General features: G+C 29.7%; 23 protein-coding genes. 13 read left to right on the top strand and 10 right to left on the bottom strand.

Translation table 11 applies throughout. The features are described from left to right. Nucleotides 1–14 precede the first annotated feature (14 nt). Nucleotides 15–704 carry a hypothetical protein gene (locus GOY08_RS12165; protein WP_158999193.1) on the bottom strand — a complete coding sequence of 230 codons (690 nt, stop codon included), beginning with the start codon at nt 702–704 and terminating at the stop codon, nt 15–17. A 279-nt stretch (nt 705–983) separates the two neighbouring features. On the opposite strand from GOY08_RS12165, the gene rpsP reads away from it, so the two are divergent. The 3 genes from rpsP to GOY08_RS12180 all read left to right on the top strand — a co-directional run bounded on the left by rpsP (nt 984) and on the right by GOY08_RS12180 (nt 2,618). Further along, complete coding sequence (gene rpsP / locus GOY08_RS12170) at nt 984–1,247, top strand: 30S ribosomal protein S16 (protein WP_158999194.1); 264 nt, start codon at nt 984–986, stop codon at nt 1,245–1,247. A gap of 127 nt (nt 1,248–1,374) precedes the next feature. Beyond that, on the top strand, nt 1,375–1,647 hold the full coding sequence (rpsT, locus tag GOY08_RS12175) for a 30S ribosomal protein S20 (RefSeq protein ID WP_158999195.1): 273 nt from the start codon (nt 1,375–1,377) through the stop codon (nt 1,645–1,647). 215 nt (nt 1,648–1,862) lie between these two features. Beyond that, nucleotides 1,863–2,618 carry a substrate-binding periplasmic protein gene (locus GOY08_RS12180; protein ID WP_158999196.1) on the top strand — a complete coding sequence of 252 codons (756 nt, stop codon included), beginning with the start codon at nt 1,863–1,865 and terminating at the stop codon, nt 2,616–2,618. Here GOY08_RS12180 and GOY08_RS12185 read toward each other — a convergent pair. The 3 genes from GOY08_RS12185 to GOY08_RS12195 form a co-directional block, all read right to left on the bottom strand. Further along, nucleotides 2,602–3,537, bottom strand: coding sequence for a substrate-binding domain-containing protein (locus GOY08_RS12185; RefSeq protein WP_158999197.1), 936 nt, complete (start codon nt 3,535–3,537; stop codon nt 2,602–2,604). The genes GOY08_RS12180 and GOY08_RS12185 overlap by 17 nt on opposite strands. Before the next feature lie 131 nt (nt 3,538–3,668). Continuing rightward, nucleotides 3,669–4,358, bottom strand: a complete 690-nt coding sequence (locus tag GOY08_RS12190; protein WP_158999198.1) for a type 1 glutamine amidotransferase domain-containing protein — start codon at nt 4,356–4,358, stop codon at nt 3,669–3,671. Nucleotides 4,359–4,460: 102 nt separating this feature from the next. Further along, nucleotides 4,461–5,045 (bottom strand): TetR/AcrR family transcriptional regulator, encoded by a 585-nt coding sequence (locus GOY08_RS12195; protein ID WP_202914059.1) that lies wholly within the window; start codon nt 5,043–5,045, stop codon nt 4,461–4,463. Nucleotides 5,046–5,294: 249 nt separating this feature from the next. Here GOY08_RS12195 and GOY08_RS12200 point away from each other — a divergent pair, with 249 nt between their 5' ends. Together GOY08_RS12200 and GOY08_RS12205 are read left to right on the top strand one after the other, a co-directional pair. Then, on the top strand, nt 5,295–5,702 hold the full coding sequence (locus GOY08_RS12200; RefSeq protein WP_158999199.1) for a hypothetical protein: 408 nt from the start codon (nt 5,295–5,297) through the stop codon (nt 5,700–5,702). A 197-nt stretch (nt 5,703–5,899) separates the two neighbouring features. Beyond that, nucleotides 5,900–8,125: a cation:proton antiporter gene (locus GOY08_RS12205; RefSeq protein WP_158999200.1), complete on the top strand. Its 2,226-nt coding sequence runs from the start codon at nt 5,900–5,902 to the stop codon at nt 8,123–8,125. 6 nt (nt 8,126–8,131) lie between these two features. On the opposite strand, the gene orn is transcribed toward GOY08_RS12205, so the two are convergent. Together orn and GOY08_RS12215 are read right to left on the bottom strand one after the other, a co-directional pair. Beyond that, the gene (gene orn, locus GOY08_RS12210) at nt 8,132–8,650 is read right to left on the bottom strand and encodes an oligoribonuclease (RefSeq protein ID WP_158999201.1); all 519 of its coding nucleotides are present in this window, start codon (nt 8,648–8,650) and stop codon (nt 8,132–8,134) included. 39 nt (nt 8,651–8,689) lie between these two features. Next, nucleotides 8,690–11,353 carry a valine--tRNA ligase gene (locus GOY08_RS12215; protein WP_158999202.1) on the bottom strand — a complete coding sequence of 888 codons (2,664 nt, stop codon included), beginning with the start codon at nt 11,351–11,353 and terminating at the stop codon, nt 8,690–8,692. A 136-nt stretch (nt 11,354–11,489) separates the two neighbouring features. On the opposite strand from GOY08_RS12215, the gene GOY08_RS12220 reads away from it, so the two are divergent. Beyond that, on the top strand, nt 11,490–12,098 hold the full coding sequence (locus GOY08_RS12220) for a hypothetical protein (RefSeq protein ID WP_158999203.1): 609 nt from the start codon (nt 11,490–11,492) through the stop codon (nt 12,096–12,098). Nucleotides 12,099–12,100: 2 nt separating this feature from the next. Here GOY08_RS12220 and GOY08_RS12225 read toward each other — a convergent pair whose 3' ends face one another. Then, complete coding sequence (locus tag GOY08_RS12225; RefSeq protein ID WP_158999204.1) at nt 12,101–12,670, bottom strand: LOG family protein; 570 nt, start codon at nt 12,668–12,670, stop codon at nt 12,101–12,103. Between the two features lie 168 nt (nt 12,671–12,838). Between GOY08_RS12225 and proB the strand changes: the two genes are divergently transcribed. Together proB and GOY08_RS12235 are read left to right on the top strand one after the other, a co-directional pair. Further along, nucleotides 12,839–13,930 (top strand): glutamate 5-kinase, encoded by a 1,092-nt coding sequence (proB, locus tag GOY08_RS12230; protein ID WP_158999205.1) that lies wholly within the window; start codon nt 12,839–12,841, stop codon nt 13,928–13,930. Further along, entirely contained in the window at nt 13,923–15,173 is a 1,251-nt protein-coding gene (locus tag GOY08_RS12235; RefSeq protein WP_158999206.1) for a glutamate-5-semialdehyde dehydrogenase, read from the top strand. The genes proB and GOY08_RS12235 overlap by 8 nt, the downstream gene beginning before the upstream one ends. Nucleotides 15,174–15,223: 50 nt before the next feature. Here the strand turns inward: GOY08_RS12235 and GOY08_RS12240 are convergent, their stop codons facing one another. Next, complete coding sequence (locus tag GOY08_RS12240; RefSeq protein ID WP_158999207.1) at nt 15,224–17,230, bottom strand: M13 family metallopeptidase; 2,007 nt, start codon at nt 17,228–17,230, stop codon at nt 15,224–15,226. Between the two features lie 143 nt (nt 17,231–17,373). Continuing rightward, on the bottom strand, nt 17,374–19,383 hold the full coding sequence (locus tag GOY08_RS12245; protein ID WP_158999208.1) for a M13 family metallopeptidase: 2,010 nt from the start codon (nt 19,381–19,383) through the stop codon (nt 17,374–17,376). Between the two features lie 677 nt (nt 19,384–20,060). On the opposite strand from GOY08_RS12245, the gene GOY08_RS12250 reads away from it, so the two are divergent. Next, nucleotides 20,061–20,741 carry an AzlC family ABC transporter permease gene (locus GOY08_RS12250; protein ID WP_158999209.1) on the top strand — a complete coding sequence of 227 codons (681 nt, stop codon included), beginning with the start codon at nt 20,061–20,063 and terminating at the stop codon, nt 20,739–20,741. Next, nucleotides 20,731–21,060, top strand: coding sequence for an AzlD domain-containing protein (locus GOY08_RS12255; protein ID WP_158999210.1), 330 nt, complete (start codon nt 20,731–20,733; stop codon nt 21,058–21,060). The genes GOY08_RS12250 and GOY08_RS12255 overlap by 11 nt, the downstream gene beginning before the upstream one ends. Before the next feature lie 99 nt (nt 21,061–21,159). On the opposite strand, the gene GOY08_RS12260 is transcribed toward GOY08_RS12255, so the two are convergent. Beyond that, nucleotides 21,160–21,510 (bottom strand): HU family DNA-binding protein, encoded by a 351-nt coding sequence (locus tag GOY08_RS12260; protein ID WP_202914060.1) that lies wholly within the window; start codon nt 21,508–21,510, stop codon nt 21,160–21,162. 299 nt (nt 21,511–21,809) lie between these two features. Here GOY08_RS12260 and eno point away from each other — a divergent pair, with 299 nt between their 5' ends. From eno to GOY08_RS12275, 3 genes are read left to right on the top strand one after another with little or no spacing between them, the layout of a single operon-like run. Beyond that, nucleotides 21,810–23,093 carry a phosphopyruvate hydratase gene (gene eno / locus GOY08_RS12265; RefSeq protein ID WP_158999211.1) on the top strand — a complete coding sequence of 428 codons (1,284 nt, stop codon included), beginning with the start codon at nt 21,810–21,812 and terminating at the stop codon, nt 23,091–23,093. Nucleotides 23,094–23,119: 26 nt separating this feature from the next. Further along, a complete protein-coding gene (locus GOY08_RS12270) occupies nt 23,120–23,389 on the top strand; it encodes a hypothetical protein (RefSeq protein WP_158999212.1) in 270 nt (89 codons plus the stop codon). 11 nt (nt 23,390–23,400) lie between these two features. Further along, nucleotides 23,401–24,579, top strand: coding sequence for an ATP-binding protein (locus GOY08_RS12275; RefSeq protein WP_158999213.1), 1,179 nt, complete (start codon nt 23,401–23,403; stop codon nt 24,577–24,579). The last annotated feature ends 11 nt before the right edge of the window (nt 24,580–24,590 follow it).

Below are 24,590 nucleotides of genomic sequence, written 5' to 3' on the forward strand. Positions count from 1 at the left end.
ATATTTCATTTTCATTAAAATTTTAATTTATTTGCTTCATTAACTCTACCACTAGCTAACAATATTTTCATAAGCATATTTTTAGCTCCAATATCGTTTTTATTCTGCGCAAGAAGAAATTTTACAGCGAGTTCTGAAAATTTATATTCTTTTAATTCATAGTATATATTAGCTAAAGCCATAATATTTTCTCTTTTTCGGGTTACTCTTGCAAATGCAGGTAGAGCTATTGCCAATGCTTTCTCAGGTTCTTTGTTGGTAAGTAATGATTCAATAGCAGCCACTAGAATACCCGTTTCTTGATATTGATAGCTTTTTAAATATGAATTTCTAATTCGTTGCTCTAAAAAAGATTCATTCAGTGGCTTGGGTACATAATCTGCATATTTTGCTTCCTTAAGAAGTTTTAAATCAAGATTATCATTAACTTCACAGACTGCTATGCAGGGAGGAGGAACTTTAAACCTGTATCCTGCATTGATAAACCTAGATGGAAAAAAGTGGTAATGCTCAAAAATTGTGACATCTTCTAATACAAAATGAATTAATTCCCTTTTTTTATATATAATATCAATAGCTTCAGCGACATTTCGGACTCTAATAATTTCTCGAGCTCCACACCTTTTTAAGGCACCTGCCATAATTTGTGCTAAATTTTCTTCGCTAGTGATATATAATGCTCGTTTAAGAAAATCTGTTTGCACATTGAACTCCTTAAATTTATGAAATTATACCAAAAAGCAGAATTTCTTCTAGTTATAACTCCTATCCCTCATTTCTGTAGATATCCTTATATTTTCTTGACAATTCTTGCAGAAGGGTCTATCAGAGGCAATTACGTTGTCGTCTGAACCTAGCTTCATACGATTATTCACTCGCAACGCACCCTGTGCTTGGTTGAGTTTAAGGCAATTACGCTTTAAACATGACACCCTGGCAGCAAGTGCCTCAATACATGGCAAAAGTCATTCAAGGAGTAAATCATGGCTCTTAAATTTAGATTACAAAGATTAGGCAACAAAGGCCGTCCTTTTTACCACGTGGTAGTTACTGACTCTCGTAATGCGCGTAATGGCCGTTTTATTGAGCGAGTAGGCTACTATAACCCTATGACAGCACAATCTGAAGTAGAACTCAAAACTGACAGATTAGTTCACTGGTATGGTGTAGGTTGTCGTCCGACTGATAGCGTTGCAAATCTTCTTAAAATCAAAAAAGTAGATCTTGCTGCTCTTACTAAAAGATAATTGTTTAATCTACTAGGTATCCAATGCACCTAGTGAGTGTTTCTGGTGTTATATTGGTTCAGCCAAGTATGTGTAATAACACCTTTTTTTTTCGCAGCACATACTTATTTATTTTTTGGAGTCCATCATGGCAAATCACGTATCTTCCGAAAAACGCGCACGTCAAACTGAAGTCCGCCGTCTCCGCAACCGTGCTAATATGAGCACTATGAAAACTGCGGTAAAAAAAGTTCTTGAAGCTGTACAAGCAAAAGACTTTTCTCAGATTGATGCATTATTACGCAACGCTCAATCAGCAATTGCTAAAACTCGTCAAAAAGGCACTATTCATAAGAATAATATGGCTCGTCGTATCAGCCGTTTAAATTCTTTTGTTAATAAAGCAAGAAATTCGAAATAATTTCTTCCGCGAAAAAAAGGCTAGCTTTCTGTAAAGCTAGCCTTTTTTATTTCCAAAACTTCAATTAAATTATCTCAAGAATTTTTTTTAATTAATACTGGCTATATTCCAAAGTAACAATTCCTATTTAAAACAACTTAATTTAAATGTATTTTGTAAAAATTAATTGTTTGATATAATTAAAAAACTAATGACAGCAAATAAGGAAATTCTAAATGCTATTTAAGTGCTTTCTTGCTTTCTATTGCCTTATTTACTTGCCTGTATTTTCTCAAAGCAATAAGATTATCTTATTAGCTGAAACTATGGAACCATTTATTATTGAAAAAAACGATAAATTAACTGGACCTTTTATTGAAGCATTTCAAATAATAGCAAATGAACACGATATAGAATTTGAGTTTCAAAAAACACCTACACGCAGAGGTCTTAAAGATATTGAAAAAACGCCAAATCATTGTGTATTTTCTGCCAATTATTCACCAGAAACTTCGGAAATTCTTTTGTATGTCAGTAAACTAGCTCAATTAAAGATATGGGCATATAGCGCAAAAAAAAGTAACATAAATTTAAAAAGTATTCAAAATTTAAAAAAATATAAAGTTGGAGTGATAGATATAGCTGAGGTTAAAGACATTTTATCCTTGAATGGAATACAATACTCTTTAATATTTAAGTCTGATTCAGCAATAAAAATGTTACTTTCAAATAGATTTGATATTTTAATAAGCGACATTAATTTAGATCTTTTAAACAAAGAAGATACAAAAAAAATTAAACCTAATTTAGAAATTTTTAAAGTGGAAAAATGGTTAATTTGTAACAATAATTTAAAGCAACAATTAGTAAAAAAATTGCGTGAAGCACTATCCGAAGCATTATTTTCAAGTAAAACAAAAGAAATTTGGCAAAAATATAATATGATAAAATTCTATAATACAAATCGTATCGAGTTTAATCTTTTAAAATAACACCTGTTTTAGTTTTTAATACATTTGGTAAATCACTTTGTTTCATCTTTTTATTCACAGCTTCAACAGCTAAGTCTATACTAGTTGTAGCTTGTAAAGCCGGAAATTGATCTACAGTTGCAAACAATTCCTTTGTTTTGAAATATTGTTTTATACTTGGAATATTGTCATATCCAACAACAAAAACCTTATCTTTAAAATTCAATTTTTCAATTGCTTTAATTGCTCCAATTGCCATTGTATCGTTTCCGCAGAGTATAGCTTTTAAATTATCTATTTCTTTTAAAAATTGAGTTGTAACTTCATACGCCTTAGCTTCTTCCCAATCAGCTGACTTTACTTGTGCCACAGTTACTTGAGCTTCACGCATAGCTTCTCTAAAACCTTCACTTCTTGATTTTGCATTTACAGATGATGATAAGCCCTCAATAATTGCAACTTTATCCCCATTTTTTAATTTTTCTTGGGCAAGTACAGCTCCAGCTTCCTTTGCTCCATTAAAATTACTTGGCCCAACAAATGGAATATTTATTTTATATTTTGCTAATTCTCTATCATCAATTTTATTATCCATATTAATAACTATTATATTTTGATTAAGGAGTTTTAAAACTGTGGGCACTACTTTAGAAGAATCAACGGGAGCTATTACTAAGGCATCTATTTTTGCTTTAACAAGTTCATTAATAATTTTTAGTTGTCCTTCATGGTCAGTTTCCGTTTGAACTCCTTTAAAAATAACTTCTACTTTATCCGAGTGAATTGTTTTGTATTGCTCAATACCATTGCGCATTTCTTTAAAAAATTCATTATTTAAAGATTTAACTACAACTGCAATTTTTGGTTTTTTGGCATAGGATGATATACTAAAGAATATAATACTAAGAATATAAAAAGTTTTTTTAATTTTCGCCAACATTCCTTTTAACTCCTCCCATTTTATAAATAGATTTTATTCTAATTTAAATTAAGAAAGTTTAAAAGAATTTAACAGTGATGATCTTGACAAACAAAAAAAACAAAGTTTAGTAAATACTAAACTTTGTTTACTTATTTCGCCATTTGCTCAACTAAAGTTTTAGCAATAAATGGAGAAGTAGCGGGGTTTTGACCTGTAATTAAGAAACCATCAGTAACAACTTTAGGTACCCAATTTTTCTCTGAACGATGATAAATTGCTCCTTTTTCTTTTAAAGCTGTTTCTAATTGAAACAATAGATGTCTTGATAAATCAAGTTCATCATCTTCTGAGTTAGAAAATCCTGTAACGTTTAGACCTTTTACTAAAGGTTCACCATTTGGTTTTTTAGCATCACGCAAGATAGCTGGTGCATGACAAATTAGAGCAACAAATCTTTCAGAATATAAAAAGTCTTGAATCATTTGAAGTGCAAAAGAATCACTTGCTAAGTCCCAAAGTTGTCCATAACCACCAGGGAAAAAGGCTGCATCAAATGCACGATAATCAATATTCCGAAGTACAGATGTATTTGCTAATGCACGCATAGCAGCTTCATCTTTGAGAAATTTATGAGTGTTTTCTGTCATAAACATTTCTTCATAACTGAAAGGATCAATTGGTGCTTTTCCACCTTTTGGAGAAGCAATAACAACCTCATGCCCAGCTTGTTTGAAAGTGTAGTAAGGAGTAGCTACCTCATCAAACCAGTTACCAGTTTTTTTACCGCTTAAGCCCATATCTTCGTGAGAAGTTAAAACCATTAATATTCTCTTAGCCATGACAAAACTCCAATTTCATAAAATTTAGTAGCAAAAGACAGAAACAGATCCATCCTTGTATTACAAACCGACTAGTTGGTTTGTAATGTTCTCAAAAAAAATTCACTTCACAAGGGAATGAATTGCTGATTGCGCTACTTCCAATAACGCAGAATCAGAACCAACACCTCTGCCAACAATCATAGCTCCTTCTAAAGCAGACAACAGGTACAAAGCTTGTTTTTTAGAATCAATGTTACTTTTAAATTCCAAACTTTTTGTACCTTCTTCAAATACTTTAGTTAGCCATTGCTGATTGAGTTCAAAAAATTCTCCTACTGCTTTTGTTATTTCAGGAGGAAGAATATCCGCTTCAGCGCCTAACATTCCACAAACACAGAGCCTTCTATTCGTTTCGAAAGTTTTACTAAAAAGCTGGATATATCCATTTAGTTTGTGCAGTGCTGTATGATTATTGCGTTCTAATTCACTTAAAAGTGCTGCAAAACGACTTGTATATCTTTCAACTACCATACTAACCAAATTTGCTTTTGTCGCAAAATGATGGTGAATACTTGGTTTTTTTAACCCTACCTGCCGTGAGATATCATCGTAAGAAAAACCATTATACCCATTTTGCTGAATCAATTGTTCAGCGGCATCAATAATGCGATGTGCTATAGGAGATAAATCCTCAAGCCTTTTCATTCAAACTCCTTTGGAGAGAAAACTCTACCGACTAAAAGGTTTGTAAAGCAATTCAGTTGCATTGTCAAACAAAAAACTCAAAAAAAAAGATTACTAGATAACCACATAATATTAATAATTTTTATTTAAAGGTAAATCCTATTTTGCTTTACAAGCAAAATTTGTTATCTATAAGATCACGAATTTATTAAATCCTTTCCCGTTAGTATCCACATTTTAGAAAAGTTAGCAAAAAAAGGGAGTTTTTATATGCTAAAAAACATAAGTTTCATTTTTACATCCTGTTTATTCTCTAATATTATTCTTGCTAACCAATTAGAAGAAGTAAATATTTTTTGTAAATCAGAAAGTAATTACGCAAATTCTTATTTGGAAGATAAAAATATCAAGATTTTAGGAGAAACTAAAACTATACTATGTAATGGGAATGAAACTAAAATCTTTTCCATTTCAAAAAATGAAAAACATTTTTTTGAGATTTTAGGAAAACTTAGTGAATCGTGCAAAAAAGGAATTCAATATAACCTTGATGATTCTTCTTTTTACAATCTGATACCAGTAAATAATTCTAATGAACATCTTTCTAGTTTTGCAATTGAAAATACTTATAAAAAAGGTCAGTTTCTTTTATTTAGTCCTTTAAGCTGTAATAAATAATTTATATAATTTATATATTAAATAAAATATATAAATTATTAATTAATTTTTTTGATAATACTTACATATAAACTTTCCTTAATGCTTGTTTTTAAAAAAACAAAACATTATTTATAATTCTTTATTATTTTTCAATGCTAGATTATGAATTAGGTTATAATGGTAAATTCATTTTTTTACTAAATGAAGGATAATAAATGACCCATATTCCACAATTAATTATTGATTTAGCGGTGATTCTTGGTGTAGCTGCAGTAGTCACATATGTTTTTAGGAAAATTAATCAACCTGTTGTCTTAGGCTATATTGTTGCAGGTATTATAGTTGGACCTTATACTCATCCCTTTTTTTCAATCGTAGATGTTAATTCTTTAAAAACCTTAGCTGAATTAGGTGTTATTTTTCTCATGTTTGCTTTAGGTTTAGAATTCAGTTTTCGCCGTTTAGCAAAAGTAGGAATTTCTGCTGCTGGTACAGCTATCATACAAATTATTTTTATGATTTCTATTGGCTTATTAACTGCCAAACTTCTTGGTTGGTCCAATATGGATTCTATTTTCCTCGGCTGTATGATTGCAATTTCCTCAACAACTATAATTATAAAAGCATTTGAAGAACTTGGACTAAAAAACAAACGATTTGCTGAATTGGTGTTTGGAATATTAATTGTTGAAGATCTTGCAGCAATATTAATGCTAGTAGCTCTGACAAATATTTCCATGACAGCAAGTTTTAATGGCTTAGAATTATTAATTGCTAGTGGTAAATTAGCTGTAGTTGTTGGTGCATGGTTTTTAATTGGAATGTTTTTAGTTCCACGATTTGTAAAAAAAGTTGGGCAGCAAAAAAATAATGAAATGTTAGTAGTTGTTGCAATTGCACTTTGCCTTGGACTAGTTGCATTAGCCTCATATTTTAACTACTCAGTGGCATTAGGTGCATTTATTATGGGCTCAATTATTGCTGAAAGCCCAGAAGCAAAACATATAGAACATTTAGTCCAGCCATTAAAAGATCTTTTTGGAGCTGTATTTTTTGTTTCTGTTGGTATGTTGTTAGATCCAAGTGCAATTATAAACAATCTATCAACTATACTTGTAATTTCTTTTGTAATTATTTTAGGAAAAATGTCTTCTGTTACTTTAGGTTCAATAGTAACGGGACAAAGAATTCCTGTTGCGGTTCAATCTGGTTTCAGCCTTGCGCAAATTGGTGAGTTTTCTTTTATTATTGCAACTTTAGGGACTGCTTTTAAAGTGATTGATTCTAAACTTTATCCAATTATAGTAGCAGCTTCAACAATAACGACATTTACAACACCTTATTTAATCAAATACTCTTTAACTTCTGCAAGTAATGTAGAAAATATAATACCAAAAAAACTTATGAATTATATTAACAATTATATAAATTGGTTCCAAAAATTTAGTATTGTTGAAGAAAAACAAAAAACAAATAATTTAAAAATTCTCAAATGGTTATTAAATTTAATAGTTTTAATAACAATTTACTCATTAGTATCTGTATTTTTAGAGCCGCAAATAAACATATATATTGAGTCTGAAAAACTTGCAAACTTTTTTTCTTGGCTTACTGCTTTTATTTTAGGAGCTCCAAGTACTTGGGCAATGTTAAATATTTTCACGTGCGATACTAAAAATATACACTCAAAAAGTTCTATGCGAGGAAAAGCTATCATACAGTTTTTAGTAAGAATTATTACCTTACTAATTATTGGTTTTTTAAGTTTAAATTTTATTCCCTCAATTATCACATTAAGTGTTATAATTGTAATTTCTCTAATTTTTCTTAAATTTTTTAGAAGACAAGTTTCTGCTTATTATATCTGGTTTGAAGACAAGTTTAAATCTAATTTTAATCAAGAATCAAATTCAAGTAATTTAGAACACGTTAACTCAAGTTTAGCTCCATGGGATGCACATTTAATAGAAATAATAATTCCTTATAATTCTTTTTTGGCTGGAAAAAAAATTTCTGATACTAATATTAGAGATCAATATGGGATTAACATAGTAGGGTTACTTAGAAATCAAAATTTATTTATATCTCCTCAACCTAATGAAACAATTTTTCCGCAAGACATTTTACTTTGTTTTGCTACTGATGAAGAAATTGAAAAATTCAAAAAAGATCTTGAATTTTCATCAAATACACAAAATAAAGCTAAAGAAATTATGGATTATTGCTTACAAAAATTTATAGTTAAAAATGACTCAAGTTTAAATGGAAAATTAATTAAAGATACAAATATCAGTGAAAAATATCACTGCACTATTGTTGGAATAGAAAGAAATAATATTCGTATTAAAAGTCCAAAAGCCAATTGCGAATTATTTGAAAACGATATTCTCTGGATTGTAGGTGAAAACCATATGTTAGAAGAGTTAAGAGATAATATTTAAAGCTAACTATGATATTTTAACAAACTGTAAATAATATTTTAACTCTTCAACAGATTCTTTAATATCATCTATGGCTCTGTGCTTATGCTTTTTATCATATTTTTTATTATGAATACCCTCAAATACAATCTTAAAACTAGAAACATCAAGCATTCTATAATGCAGAGCATTTGATAAATTGGGCATCCACTGATCAATAAACTTTCTATCTTGTCCAATCGAATTTCCAGCTAATATAGCTCTTTCACCCGGAGAATACTTTTGAATAATAGCAAGAAGTTCTTTTTCTACCTCAGTTTCTTTTTTTCCATTAGGAACTTTAGCTGTTAAACCACTTTTTCCATGATGCTCCGTGCACCAAGCATCCATCCCCTGTAATATACTTTGATCTTGATATACAATAGCTTCATATTCATAGATAGTATTATAATTTAGATCAGTAACTAAAAGAGCTACTTCTAATATTCGCTCTTTTAAATGATCTAATCCTGACATTTCCATATCTAACCAAAATAAATATTTCATATCATTACTTTCGTTTTAAGAAAAATATTTAATTTTATCTTAAAGTAACTTTAAGGATTCTTGCAACATTTCTAGTTCTTTTTGATTATCAAGAAGTTGCTTTTTGGCACCTTCTAAAATATGTGGTGGAGCTCCTTTTACAAAATCAGCATTACTTAATTTTTTCTCAATACCAAGTAATGTCGTAGTTACTTTTTCTATTTTCTTAGTTAGTCGCTCTTTTTCTGCTTGTCTATCAACTAAACCTTCCAAACTAACAAAAATTTCTGAACCATTAACTAAACTAGGAGCACAAAATCCTTGTTTAGTTGTTTCAAAATGAAATTGAGCTTTAGCCAATGCTTCCATTTGTGGGACTAGATTTCCAAATTTATTCTTTTTATCTTGCAAATATACTTGTAAATCTGTAGCTGGATGAATATTAAATTTACCTCGAATTGCACGAACAGCTACAACAACAGCTTGAACTTCCCGCATATGTCTAATAGAATTTTCGTCAATTAATTTTATATTAGGCAAAGGTAATTGTTCAAATCCAATTGTTTTACTTTTCTTTTCAGGATTTAATTGTTGCCAAATTTCTTCAGTAACAAATGGCATAACTGGATGCATAAGCCTTAAGATACCATCAAAAATTTGGAAAGCTAAAGTTAATGTTTCTTTTGCTAATTTAGAATTTGTTTCATCAAATAATCTTGGTTTTATTAACTCAACAAACCAGTCACAATATGTCATCCAAATAAATTCATACATGGAACTTGTGTATTGAGAAAATTCAAATTTTTCAACCGCCTGATGAACATTTTGAATTAAATCAAAAAACTCACTAGTTATCCATCCCATTATTATGTCATCTGAACGATTTTTTAATTGATCAAAAGAAATATTTGCAGGATTAATATCAAATTTTTCAGCGTTCATAGTTAAAAAACGAGCTGCATTCCAAATTTTATTAGCAAAATTTTTCCCTAGATCACAACATTCATCACTCCAAAAAATATCTTGACCCGTAACAATTTGGTTTACTAAAGAAAAACGCATTGCATCTGTACCATATTTGGCCATTACAGCAGAAACATCTGGTGAATTGCCAAGAGACTTACTCATTTTTCTTCCACGCGAGTCACGAACAATTGGGGTAAAATAACAAGCTTTAAACGGAGTTTCTCCTGTAAAGTATTCGCCTGCCATTACCATACGCGCTATCCAAAAGAAAATAATATCAGCTCCAGTAACAATAACGTCTGTCGGATAGTAATATTCTAAATCCAGTTTTTCATCTTCCGAAGGATTAGCCCAATTATGAACTCCAAATGGCCACAACCATGAACTAGCCCATGTATCCAATGCATCGGGATCTTGCGTAAGAGAAGTATGTCCACACTTACTGCATTTCAAAGGAGCATGTTCTTCACAATGCACATGCTGACATTGATCACAAGTATACATAGGCAAGCGATGTCCCCACCATAATTGACGAGAAATGCACCAATCCTGGATATTTGTGAGCCAATATTCCCAAGTTTTTTCTTGATGAGCTGGTATTAATTTTAATCTTCCAGAGCGTGTAGCATCTAAAGTAAGTTCAGCAAGTTTTTCCATTTTTATGTACCATTGTTCACTTAAATAGAACTCAATTGGAACATTTCCACGTTCAGAGATACCGACAACTAACTTATGCGGAAGTATTTTTTCAACGAAACCATTTTCTTCAAGTTCTGCTATTAATTTTTTTCGCGCTACAAATCTATCAAGACCTTGATATGCATGTGGAACATTTTCATTTAATCTTGCATCGGGATGAAAAATATTTAACAAACCTAATTTATGTCTCTTTCCTACTTCAAAATCATTCATATCATGTGCAGGAGTAATTTTTACAATACCAGTACCAAATTCCTTTTCCACAAAATGATCTGCTACAATTGGTATTTTTCTATTAGTAATTGGTAAAATTACATTTTTTCCAATTAAATGCATGTATCTTTCATCGCTTGGATGAACAGCCACTGCCAAATCGCCAAACATTGTTTCTGGTCGTGTCGTTGCAACAATCACATGCTCATTATTTGAATTTTCTATTGCATATCTAATATACCAAAGCGAACCATTTTTTTCTTCAAAATTTACTTCTTCATCAGAAATAACAGATTGGCTTACTGGACACCAATTTACAAGACGATGACTTTTATAAATAAGGCCATCTTTATAAAGTTTTACAATTGCTTTAGTAACTGCTGCAGAATATTTTTCGTCCATTGTAAAAGTATTTCTAGACCAATCACAACTAATTCCTAACGTTTTTAAGTTTTCTTCAATTCTATTTCCATAATTATTTTTCCATTGCCAAGCATGTTCTAAGAATTTCTCACGTCCTAATTCACGTTTTGAAATCCCTTGATCGGCTAACATTTTTGTTACCTTAGCTTCTGTAGCAATACTGGCATGATCTGTTCCAGGAATCCAACACGCTTCAAGCCCAAGAGCTCTATGCCAGCGAATAAGGATATCTTGAAGGGTGAACATCATGTGGCCCATAGTGAGATCGCCCGTGACGTTAGGAGGAGGCATGACTATGGTATAAGGTTTCTTTTCTGGATTTCTCTTTGAACTATAAAATTTATTAATACTCCAGAAATTACGCAATTTATCTTCAGTTTGCGATGGTTCGAAGGCTTTACTAAAAGCTTCAAATTTAGTCACGGGTAGCTCCTTTATTTAAAATACACCTCAATTTATTACCACTGAAACAATTAAGGGACAACCTAGAAAATTAATTCTAAAAAGATAGAATATTTATGAAGAAAGTAATTTTAATTTCATTAAATTTGAGGCTAAAATGATCAAACTATTCAAAATCACTGGAATACTAGCATTCTTAACCATTCATTTTTTTGCTGTAGGGCAAGATCTGGAAAAATTGGTTTTTATCAGGCATGGAGAAAAGCTTAACGACTCTTCTCTTGGCCAGTTAAATTGCCAAGGATTAAATAGATCACTAAAACTACCAAACATTTTGATAAAGAAATTTGGAAAACCTGACTATATATTTGCACCTAATCCAAGCGTAGAAATAGGGAAAGATGAAATTAAGCATTCATATGTAAGACCTCTCGCAACTATAGAACCTACAGCAATTAAGCTTGCAATGCCAGTTAACACTCAAATTGGATACAATGAAGTAAATAAACTAGCAGAAGAGCTATTAAAACCAGGTTACAAAAATAGTACGATTTTTATTTCTTGGGAACATAGAAAAATAGTTGATATTGTGACTGAAATATTTATACGTGATACTAATAATATAAAAGATGAAATACCTCTTTGGCCTGATGATGATTTTGACTCTATTTACATTTTATCGATAAAAGAAGTAAATAAAAAATACGAAATAAAATTCAAAAAAGAGGCGCAAAAAATTACAAAATTAAGTAACAAATGCCCCTAATTTTATTTAATCCACTTTTCAACAATGACAGGATTCCAGTTTAACATTACTGAAAATAAATTTTCGATATTGTTTTCACAAATTAAAAGTTTTCCATTTTCTTTTTTTATAAATTCTTCATTGACAGCATGCTCTATAAATTTAATTAAATAATCAAAAAATCCCTCAACGTTTAATATAGCACATGGTTTTTTATGGTAAAGTAATTGTGCCCAAGTAACAATTTCTAGTAATTCTTCAAATGTTCCAAATCCTCCAGGCAAAGCTATAAAACCATCAGCTAATTTTGCCATTAATGCTTTACGTTCATGCATTGATTCCACTATATGAAGTTCAGTTAAATTTTTATGTGCAATTTCTTTTTTTACTAAATATTCTGGCATGACTCCAATAACTTTACCACCATTTTGCAAAACAGAATTAGCAATAGAACCCATTAAACCAACATTCCCTCCCCCATAAATTAAGGTAATGTTTTTATTAGCTAAATATTTTCCTAAAGCTTTAGCCGTCTCAATATATATGCCTTTGGCTCCATCATTTGAGCCACAAAATACACAAATACTTTTCATAACAAACCTTTTTTAGTTAGAAGAAGATATTAAAAAGTAAGAAAAAGAAGATTGCTAATGCAATTCATTTTACGATATAAAATTATTGGTAGAGTTTTGCAAACTTCTTTTTAAGAATTTTATACCCAAAACACCAGCAATCCCCATCCTAATTAAAGGATATTATTAATGAAAATTGTTATAAAAGTAGGTACTCAAGCTATTTTAGACAAAGACGGAACGGTCTTAGAAGAGACTATGCAAGACCTTGTAAAACAAATAGCAAAGTTACAAAGAGATGGAATACAGGTCATTTTGGTAAGTTCTGGTGCAGTTGGATCGGGTAGAAAAGTTGCAAAAGATATTCTTGATAAAGAATATGGTTCAACTACAGCAGAAAAACAATTGTTAGCAAGTATTGGTCAGCATGAATTACTCCACACATATTCAATTATGTTTAAAAAATATGGTATTTTAGCCGCTCAAATACTACTTACTAAACAAGAATTTAATACTCGTCAACACTATTTAAATATCTCTAGATTATTAAAAGAAGTCACTCAACAAAATAATATAGTTCCAATAATTAATGAAAACGATAGTGTAGCTATTGAAGAACTTATGTTTACTGACAATGATGAGTTATCAGGACTCATTGCCTCCCAATTTAATGCAGATAAACTTATAATTTTAACGAGTGTAAAAGGGGTATATAATGGAAATCCAGAGGATCCTAACTCCAAATTAATATCAATTATAGATCCTGCTCAAAATGGCTGGCCCGAAGTTTCTACTACCAAATCAAAGCATGGAAGAGGTGGAATGATTACTAAATTAGGAATAGCAAAACGAATGTCAGACTTAGGAATAACTACTCATATTTGTAGTATTCAAGAAGAACAAGCCATTTTAGCGGTATTAAGTAACAAACAAATAGGAACAACAATACTACCTACAAAAAAGAAATCTAATATAAAAAGATGGATTGCTTTCAATACACCTGTTTCATCTGGAATAATTTATATTAATGATTGTTTATTTAAAATAATTCAAGACAACCAAAGAATTTTAAGCATTTTACCTGTAGGAATTGAAAAAGTTTCTGGTGAGTTTAAAAAAGGCGATTTAATTGAAATTTGTAACTCTAAAGGAAAAAAAATAGGCGTAGGCATTGCACGATACCACTCTGAAAAGTTAAAAGAGTTTATTGGACAAAAAGGTAAACCTGAAATAGTTCATTACGACCAACTTCATTTTAATGTGAGTCAATTTTATGAGTAATTTGATAAAAATTTTTACTGAAATGAAAAACTTATCAAAGAATTTTTCTCTAGATGAAAAAAAGATAAATGATATTTTACTAGATATTTCTAATAAATTAATCAAAAATAAAGAATTAATTATTGATGAAAATAAAAAAGATCTTGCAAATGTAAATCCTCAAAATCCTATGTATGATCGCTTACTGCTAAATGAAAATAGAATTAATACAATTGCAAATGATTTATTAAATATTATAAAAATACCTTCACCATTAAAGAAAATTTTAGAAGAAAGAAATCTTAAAAACGGGCTTAAACTCCAAAAAATTTCAGTTCCGTTAGGAGTTGTAAGCGTTATTTTTGAATCAAGACCCAATGTCACTTTAGATGTTTTTTCTTTGTGCTTAAAATCTGGAAATATTTGTATATTAAAAGGTGGGAAAGAAGCTTATTATTCAAATAAAGTTTTAATAGATATTATAAAAAAATCTTTAGAAGAAAATAAAGTTAACTCAAAAATTATTTTTCTTCTACCTAATGAAAGAAATGCTGCTGAAGAACTATTTAATGCAACAGGATTAATTGATGTCTGTATTCCTAGGGGTGGAAAAGGTTTAATTGATTATGTCAGACAAAACTCTAAAATTCCAGTGATTGAAACAGGGGCGGGTATTGTACATACATATTTTGATGAGAGCGGTGATCTTCTTAAGGGAATAAGTATTATTGAAAATGCTAAAACAAGAAGAGTTAGTGTTTGCAATGCTCTTGATACATTAGTTATTCACAAAAATAGATTAAGTGATTTATTTAAGTTAATTGAACCACTTATAAGCAAGAATGTGACAATATACGCCGATGAAATAAGTCATGCTTTTTTAGTAAATAAATATCCAGCTAGTCTCCTTAATATCGCTCATAATGAGCACTATGGCATTGAATTTTTAGATTATAAAATGTCTATAAAAACCGTTGATTCATTAGAAAATGCCATAGCACACATTCACAAATATACTTCAAGTCATAGTGAAGCTATTATTGCAGAAGATAAAGAAGTTCTTGAAGAGTTTTTACATAAAGTTGATGCTGCTGTTGTATATGCAAATGCTCCGACTTCTTTTACAGATGGTGGGCAATTTGAAATGGGAGCTGAAATAGGAATTAGCACACAAAAACTACACGCACGGGGGCCTATGGCTCTAAATGAACTAACCAGCTATAAATGGCTTGTTAGAGGAAATGGCCAAACAAGACAAACATAAGTCCACACAAATGCGAAAATATAGTTATTCTAAATTTTCGCTTTTATTTGTTACCACAAAGTTATTCTTTGATCATCAGGTAAGACCATAGGGTCTGTTTTTTTACAAGAAAAAGTCTGTTCAAAATCTTTAGAGAGTTTAACTTGATTATTTACTCTTAATTCAATAGGAGAGTGAGGGTCAATTTTTAATAAATACTCTTTTTCTTTAGGTTGCATAACTCCACACCATGCACGTGAAAATTGAATGAAAAATTCTTTCTTTTGCTCTTTATCTGAATTATTATTTTCAGGAAATGCAGTTTCAAAAGCATTTTTTAACCCAACAAAATCCGCTATATTTTCCCCTAAAGTAAGTTTTCCATCAACACCATCTTTTGCAAATAACTTAACTAGCCTTTCAGTTTTTTGATGAAATATTTCTAAATCTTTTTTATCCATCCAAGGATTCACTTTTCCAGTTTCATCATATTTAGAACCCTGATCATCAATAGAATGACCAATTTCATGCGCAACAACCATTCCCATTGCTCCTAAATTAACAAAATCCGATTTAGATGAATCAAAAAATGGCGGTTGTAATATACCCATTGGCATAACAAATTGATTTGCAGTCGGCATATAATAAGCATTCACTGTTAAAGGTGACATTTTCCACTCATTTGGATTTACTGGCAAGGTAATATCATCCAAAGTTTTTTGAAATTCGCTTTGAGTTATTATTTTTTGATTATTTAAAAATTTTGTCGCCGATAATTCAATTTCTCTTTCAAAATCCCAATCTTTTAAATTTTTAGGCTTTACAAGTTGAAAACGAATTGTACTAATTTTTTCTTCTGCTTTTTCTTTTGCACTTTTTGAAAGCCAATTATTTTTTTGGATATTTTTTAAAGTAGTCGCTTGAATTTTTTTAACAAGTCTTTCTACACGATCTTCTGGAAAATCTTTATAAAATGCTTGAATTACATTAAAATCTAATATTCTATCCATAGCATCTACTGTTTCTTTTACACACTCTTTTTCCAGAGGTTCATCAATTTCGGATGAACCAAAAAATTGATTATTAAATTTTTTTACCATTTTATAATATCCGGGATTTGAATATCTGAAATCTTTATAGCTTAAATAATTCCATAAATAGAGAAATTTTAATTCTTCTAAAGACGCTGTTTTTAGTTGGTTATTAAGTTCAGTGAGAATATTTCCATAAATAGCATTTATTTTAACTGAATTTGGTATTTTATTTAGCATAATATCAAAGTGTAATTCTGGATATTCTTTAATTAATTTTTCTCTAGATACTGAATTATCTTTTGAAAAAAATTCACGAATTTCTGCTCTAGTGGGATAAATTTTAGCCATCGATTTTTCAAATTTAACTATAAATTTAGCTTTACTTTCTTTTTGACTTAAATTAATTGTTTTTGCAAAGTTTTCGATAATTTTTTCATATTCTTGCATTAATTTACTATCCGAATAATAATCCTTAGCACCAAATGGCAACGCATAGTAAAACATTATATCCTTTTGTTTAGAATTAGAACGATTTACAAACTCAAAAATATGCATAAAATTAAAATCGCCGGTTATTGAATTCTCAGCAAATTTTTTCAATAATTGTTTTTTATCTTTTATTGCTGATATTTTTTTAACCTCAGTCAAATATTCTTTTTCTTCATTTAATCTTTCTTTAGTATTCATACAAGAACTATAGAAATTTTGAATCATTTTTTGCTGTTTTGTTAAATTGCTGACTGATTCCAAACCTTTTATATATTGTAATCTTTGATTTTTAATTCTTTCAGCTGAGTCATTAAAACTATAAATATATCTACTTTTGCTTTCAGGAAGTTTAAAGTTATTATTTTCAATTGAGCAAACATAAGAATAAAAATTATTACAAGGATTTATATTAGAATTCAATTGAAATTCACGACTAGAAGGTACTTGAAATTTTTCATCTGGTATCGTTTTAATTTTAACTTCATTTGCTAACAATGATGAACTAGAAAATATTGAAAAGATAAGAGATATAGTCATTCTTTTTGATAACTGCATTTGTAAACCTTTTTGCAAGTAAAACATTTTTCTAAAAAAACATACTACTACTAGCAAAAAAGTTAAAAAAAAACAAATACAAATTAATTTCAGTTTTTATTCAATTAAAATTATTATCAATAAAATATATTTAGTATTCTAACTTACCAAAGCGTTACTCTTTCAGAATCAGGAAGAGTCATATCATCACCTTTTTTACACATAAATGTCTCTTCAAATTGTTTAGATAGTTTCATTTGTCCATTCACACGTAGATCAATAGGTGAGTGAGGATCGGTTTTTATCATAAATTCTCTATATTTTGGCTGAATGACACCACACCAAGTTTTAGCATATTGAACAAAAAATTCTTTTTGCTCTTGGTTTGAAGACGATGTTCCATCAAAAAATGCTGATTGAAATGAATTTTGTAACCCGACAAAATCAGCAATATTTTCACCCAATGTTAATTTTCCATCAATTCCTTCATGATCAAACAAAGTAATTATTTTTTGCGTTTTTATTTTGAAATTGCTTAAATCTATACTGGACATCCAAGGGCTCAAACGGCCAGTTTCATCATAATTGGAACCTTGATCGTCTATAGAATGCCCAATTTCATGTGCAACTACCATACCCACAGATCCCATATTAATTTTATCAGATTTGGTTGGATCAAAGAATGGTGGTTGCAGTATGCCCATAGGCATTACAAATTGATTAGAAGTTGGATTGTAATAGGCATTTACAGTCAAAGGAGACATATCCCAACGCATCTCGTTAACTGGTAACAAAATATTTTTTAGCAATTTATTGAAATCATTTTCTCTAATAATTTGCTTATTTGTTTGAAATTTGTCGGGATATAAAAACGAAACTGGTTTAAGATCCCAATCTTTTAAATTCTCTGGTTTAACTAATTGAAATCTTATTTTTTCAATTTTTAAGATTGCTTTTTCTTTAGCCGCTGGTGAAAGCCAATTATTATTTTTTATATTATTTAAAGTTGTATGTTGAACCTTTTCAACAATACTTTTTATTCTATCAGATGGAAAATCACTATAATATTGTTTAACTACTTCATAATCTAAATTTCTTTCTAAAGCAGAAACAGTTTCTTGCACACATTGTTTTTCAATTGATTCATCAATTTTTGATATCCCATTATATTTAAGTTTAAATTCTCTATATTTTGCATAATAATTCGGGTGAGAGTATTTTACTGTAATATTATTTGAAAGGGTATTCCATAAAAGTAATGCTTGTAATTCTTCCAAACTAGCTTTTTGTAGCATTGAATTCATTTGAGAATATACAGCAGTCAAGATTAGATTTAAGTTCACATCTGCAGGTATTTTTTGAAGAATTTTATCAAAATTTAAAGCAGGATATCTAAATAAAAGATATTTACGTTGAATAGTATTATCCTTTGTTTCCAGCTCACGCATTTCTGCTTTTGTTGGATAATGACTAGCTATTGATTTTTCAAAATGTATTATAAAATCAGCTTTTCTTTCAGAATTTTCAATATTTAGTTCATCTAAAAGGAATGTAATAATTGATTTGTAATCATTTATCATATCTAAGTTATTATAATATTCTTTTACTTTTAAAGGTAAGTCATAACTAAAAATTAGATCCTTGATCTTTGGATTAGTTATATTATCCATTTCTTCTATATTGACTAATGAAGAATCTCCTTTCAAAGTTTTTTCAGTAAATTCATTCAAAATCATTTGTCTATTCATTTTCAATATTTGATCAACTGCTGAAGTTATTAAATTATTTTCCTCTATTTTTCTTGCTTCAATGTTTGTACATGAAGTATAGAAATTTTTAAGCATTTCTATTTTTTTTGGTAGTGTATTACTCGCCAAAATAGAGTTAATATAACTCAATCTTTTTTTAGTAATTTTCTCAGCAGAATCATTAAAACTAAAAACATATCTGCTTTTGCTTTGTGGAATTTTAAATTGAGAAATTTCATTCGAACATACAAATTTATAAAAATTATTACATGGCATTACTAATTCATTTAATTTAAACTCTCTTTTCTCAGGCACAAAAAACTGTGAATCAGGTATAGTTGGATAATCCTGCGCCCAAATATTAAATGGTAGAAAAAAAGAAATGATACAGATTTTTTTTGATAAATTATTTTTTTTTAGCTGCATATAATAACCTTCTTTTAAATTTAATTTGAAAGAAATTTTCTTCTAATTTTTTCTAAATGTCAAATATTTTGCTTACCTTTAATATTTATTCCTTTAAATAATAACTACCAATTTTTGTATTATTTTTTCTTATTTTAACTAATTTTATGTAAGAAAGTTATTTAATATAAAATAGAAAAAAACTGGTAGGCCAAAGAATTTTTTATGCTTAAATATTCATCATAAAATAAGATTACAAATCAGAAATTTTGGAACTCTTTATTGTAATTTTTTTTTTATTGGTTAGCAAAAAAAATAGGAAAAACTAAAAATATTAGGAAGAAGAGAAAATCAAATAAGAATTACTTTGCTAATTTTTAAGAAATTATTTATCATCAGATTACAAACATAATTTCGACTATAATGCATTAAATCAAATATGATATCTCTAAATTAAGAAACAACTTTTTCACTTTATTTTTAATATAAAAAAATTGACTTATTTGATTAAAAAATTTAAAGATATGGAAATTTGGAATATTTAGTAATTCCGATATTTTCTTTTATGCTGAACATGGAGCAATCTTAAAGTGTTATTCCGTATAAATTTTTATCGATAGAATAATAAAACCACCAATTATCATTTTCTCCAATACTCTCATGCAACATGATATTTGTGTACTACTGAAGGAATAAAAATGTTTTTTGAAGCTTTGAAAGATAGTAAACCTACAGCTTTTGGTTATCTTTTACTGGGTGCTGCATTTGGTGTTTTATTTCAGAGCTTAAATGTCCATTGGATATATGGTGTTTTGATGAGCGCTACGGTTTATGCTGGCTTTTCACAATTTATAGCAATTCCAATTCTAGCATCCCATGGTTCTTTATTTAGTATCGCAATTGCAACATTTATTGTTAATTTAAGACATATTTTTTACGGGATAGCATTCCTAGATAAGTTTAAGGTAAATAAATTTTTAAAAGGCTATTTAATATTTGGATTGACAGATGAATGTTTTTCTATAATTAGTGCCAAAAATATGAAATATAATAGAAAATATGAAGCTACAATAGTTATACTTTGTCATATTTATTGGATTATTGGCACCATAATAGGAATATTTTTGCATAAAGAAATTTCTGAATTTGATATTAATTTTTTATTTTTTTCTCTCGTAGCACTTTTTGCTATCTTAACAGTTGATGCATATAAAATAAATAAAGATTTTTACTCAATTTCAATTGGAATTTTAACTTACATCTTTTTTAAATTTATAGGAGTTCAAGAGGTTTTATTTTTTAGTATGCTTAGCAGTTTTTTTATAATTTATTTTTGGACATTTTTTACAGAAAATAGCGAGGAAAAAAATGTCTCTTGATAAATATCAAGCATATATTTTAACAGCAATTATACTAATGAGTTTTGTCACCTATTCAACAAGGCTAGTACCTTTCATTTTCTTAAAAAATATAAAGAATAGTTTGATAAAACAAACGGGAATTCATTTGCCAGTATGTTTTATGGCAATTTTAACTATTCACTCGATTGATGCATTAAAAGAATTCGATCCTAATTATATTGTAAATGGATGGATAGCTTGTCTTGCTTCAATTTTTTTCTATTGCACCATTCGCTCAGTACTTCTCAGTATGATATTAGGCACTGCGGTTTATTTTTTAGTCTTGAATTATATTTAAATTACTGAAATTAGAATCTACAACTTATATAGAATATAATATGCTTATATAGCTATAAAAAAAACGGGTTCTGTAAGAACCCGTTTCAAAAAATTTAAATTACTTTTTCTTCTTTGCAACAGCAGCTGCTTTTTTAGCTTTTGCTGGTGAGCGGGAACCAGTAACTTGTTCTTTTAAAGATTTAGCTGCACGGAAAGCAATTTTCTTTGAAGCAGGAATTTTAATTTCTTCTCCTGTTTGAGGATTGCGACCCATACGTGGAGCACGCTCTTTAACTTGCAAAATACCAATTTTATCTATGCGAAGTTTTTTGCCAGAAGCAACCTCACTTTCGACAGTATTTAAAAAGTCAGCAATAACTTCCTTAGTGATTTTTTTTGGAAGTTGGTCAAATTTAGCAGCAACATTTGCAATCATTTGACTAGTAGAAACAGTCTCTGGCTTAGCCATAGGGTACGCCTCCTTTATAAGAAAAAAAGAACAAGAGCCAAATGCTTTGCCCATTTTAACTGTCAAAATTGACACGTAATTTTTTTAAAATGGAAGTTCTGCATGCTCCTGTTACTTAAATATAAGGAAATCATTATATAAGTCAATAGCAGACCGAAAAAATTGTAATAAAGCTAGCGTATAATCGGCACTAGGTGACCTCTATTTACAACTCTATTGCTGTGAAATTGAAATTGTAGCATAACAATGTTGATTGAAAGGCAATTTGATGCCTGTTTTTTTATCAAAAAGGAGTTTATATGTCACTAATCGACGCTATTCGTGCAAGACAAATTCTTGATTCTCGTGGTAATCCTACTGTTGAAGTTGAAGTTTTAACCTCTGAAGGTTATATAGGACGCGCTTCTGTTCCTTCTGGTGCAAGTACTGGTGAGTATGAAGCATGTGAACTTCGTGATGGTGATAAATCAATTTATCTTGGAAAAAGTGTACTAAAAGCAGTAGAAAATATTGAACAACATATTGCACCTCTTCTTGAAGGTATAATGGAAGTATCTGAACAAGCAGCTATTGATGATTTACTTATTGAAGCTGATGGCACAGAAAATAAATCAAAATTTGGAGCAAACGCAATTTTAGCTGTATCTATGGCATGTGCTAAGGCTGCTGCAGAAGAAGCTGGATTACAATTATATCGTTATTTAGGCGGAACATTTGCGAAAACATTGCCAGTTCCTTTAATGAATGTGATCAATGGTGGTGCACATGCAGATAACAATATAGATTTTCAAGAATTTATGATTGTCCCACATGGTTTTAATAACTTTTCCGATTCTTTAAGAGCAGGCGTAGAAATATTTCATCACTTGAAAAAAGTTTTAAATGAAAAAAACTTAGCAACTACTGTTGGTGATGAAGGAGGATTTGCTCCAAACTTAAAAAGTAATGAAGAAGCTCTTCAATTATTAACATCTGCAATAGAAAAAGCTGGATATAAAATTGGTACGCAAGTGAGTTTTGCTTTAGATGTAGCCGCAAGCTCTTTTTTCAAAGATGGTAAATATAACCTTGATGGGGAAGGTGTTAAGAAAACATCATCTGAAATGGTCGATTTTTATGAAAAGCTTTGCAATAAATACCCTATAGTAAGTATTGAAGATGGCTTAGATGAAAATGATTGGGAAGGCTGGAAATTATTAACAGATCGCCTTGGCAGTAAAGTTCAATTAGTAGGTGATGATTTATTTGTTACAAATCCTAAATTACTTGCAAAAGGAATTGAAAGAAAAGTTGGGAATTCTATTTTGATTAAGCTAAATCAAATTGGAACAGTAACTGAAACATTAAAAGCGATTGAACTTGCAAAAGTAAATGGTTATACAACAATTATTTCACATCGTAGTGGTGAAACTGAAGATGCATTTATAGCTGATTTAGCAGTTGCAACAAATTCAGGACAAATTAAAACTGGTAGTGCTTCACGCACCGACAGAATTGCGAAGTACAACCAACTTATTCGAATTGAAGAAGAATTAGGGACTACTGCTCAATTTGCGTGGCGAATGGGTCGTCGCTCAAGCTAATTGTCTTTAAACAAATAGAAATAAATATGACAAGCATCCAAAATATTGAAATATGTGACTATTCAATTTTAGCAAGCTTATTTATTGATCTCAGAGGTAGGGGGGTATCCCTTTCCTCTGCAGATCTTGAAATACTGCTAGCTTGGGAAAAAGCTAATCTAAAACCAGAATTTATAATGCAGGTAATGTTTGAATATGCTTCTGAATGTCGATTAAAAGCAAGGGAATTTCCTAGTACCCTTGCACCAATTTCTCGCCGCTTACATTCTATTTTAGCGCAGTCTGCTGAAACTTAGGAGAGAGAGAAATGAATGAAAATAGATCATTTGAAGACATATTTTCGTCGCTACAAAAACTAGCTGAAATGCGTGAACAAGAAGAAGGATTTTTTAGAAGAAATCCAAAAACAAAATGTGTTTGTGGAAGAAATGATCTGATTTCACAACAATCAGAAGAATTTATTGATAATGAAGATTTGGAATCAAATCAAACAAAAGAACCTATATATATCCAAAAAAATCAATTGAATTTTAAATTTGCAGTTTGTCCTGCTTGTAATCCGCGTATTGATTGCAAAATGTGTGAAGGAACAGGACACAGATTTTTAAATAAAGTTCATGTGTATGAGACTGATGATGGAGAAACTGAAGAACATTTAGTAGAAGAACTATCACCAAACTCTTGCGCCTGTATGCACACAGAGCACTTAGTCAATTTGTTAAATAATGCCGACATCCCTTGCAAATATATGGATGCTGATTTTATAAACATTAAAGATGAACATTTAAATCCTAACCAAGAAAAAAAACTTACAGAAAATATTCAAAAAATTCATTCATTTTGCAAGCAAGTAGCAATAAAAAAATTAGACATTTACGATAAAGATTTAAAATATTTTGTTACATTATTTGGTCCTGTAGGTTCTGGAAAAACATTATTAGCAATATCTGCCTTAAAAATGTTAATTATTGATTTTGGATTTAGTGGAAAATTTGTAGACTTTCAATTTTTATTAAATCAACTTAAAGCAGAATATGAACAAAATAAATCGGGTGAAGAAATTTTAAAAAAATTAAGAAATGTTGATATATTAGTAATTGATGAGCTTGGAAAAGGGCGGAATGAAAATGAATGGCAATTAGAAAAATTAGATGATTTAATTAATTCAAGATACAATGCTAGAAAAGTAACAATTCTAACAACAAATTATCTACCGCCAATGTACAAATATGAAGAAAAGGAAATTCCAAGAAACCCAAATCGTGAAACTTCCAATTACTGGGGGCAAGAAATCAATAATGGAAAAAACCAAAACATACCCATACATGAAAGCTTTTGGAACCAAACATTATTAGAACGTCTTGGTGCAAGAATGTATGAAAGAATTTATGAAGTTTCTGAATTTATAGATTTTACTGGCTTACCAAGTTTTAGAAAACATATTGGAAAGAGCTTTTTAAATATTTATTCTTCTAACCAAACATAATAATGTTCTAG

The organism is Pigmentibacter ruber, from assembly GCF_009792895.1.
GTDB lineage: Bacteria > Bdellovibrionota_B > Oligoflexia > Silvanigrellales > Silvanigrellaceae > Silvanigrella > Silvanigrella rubra.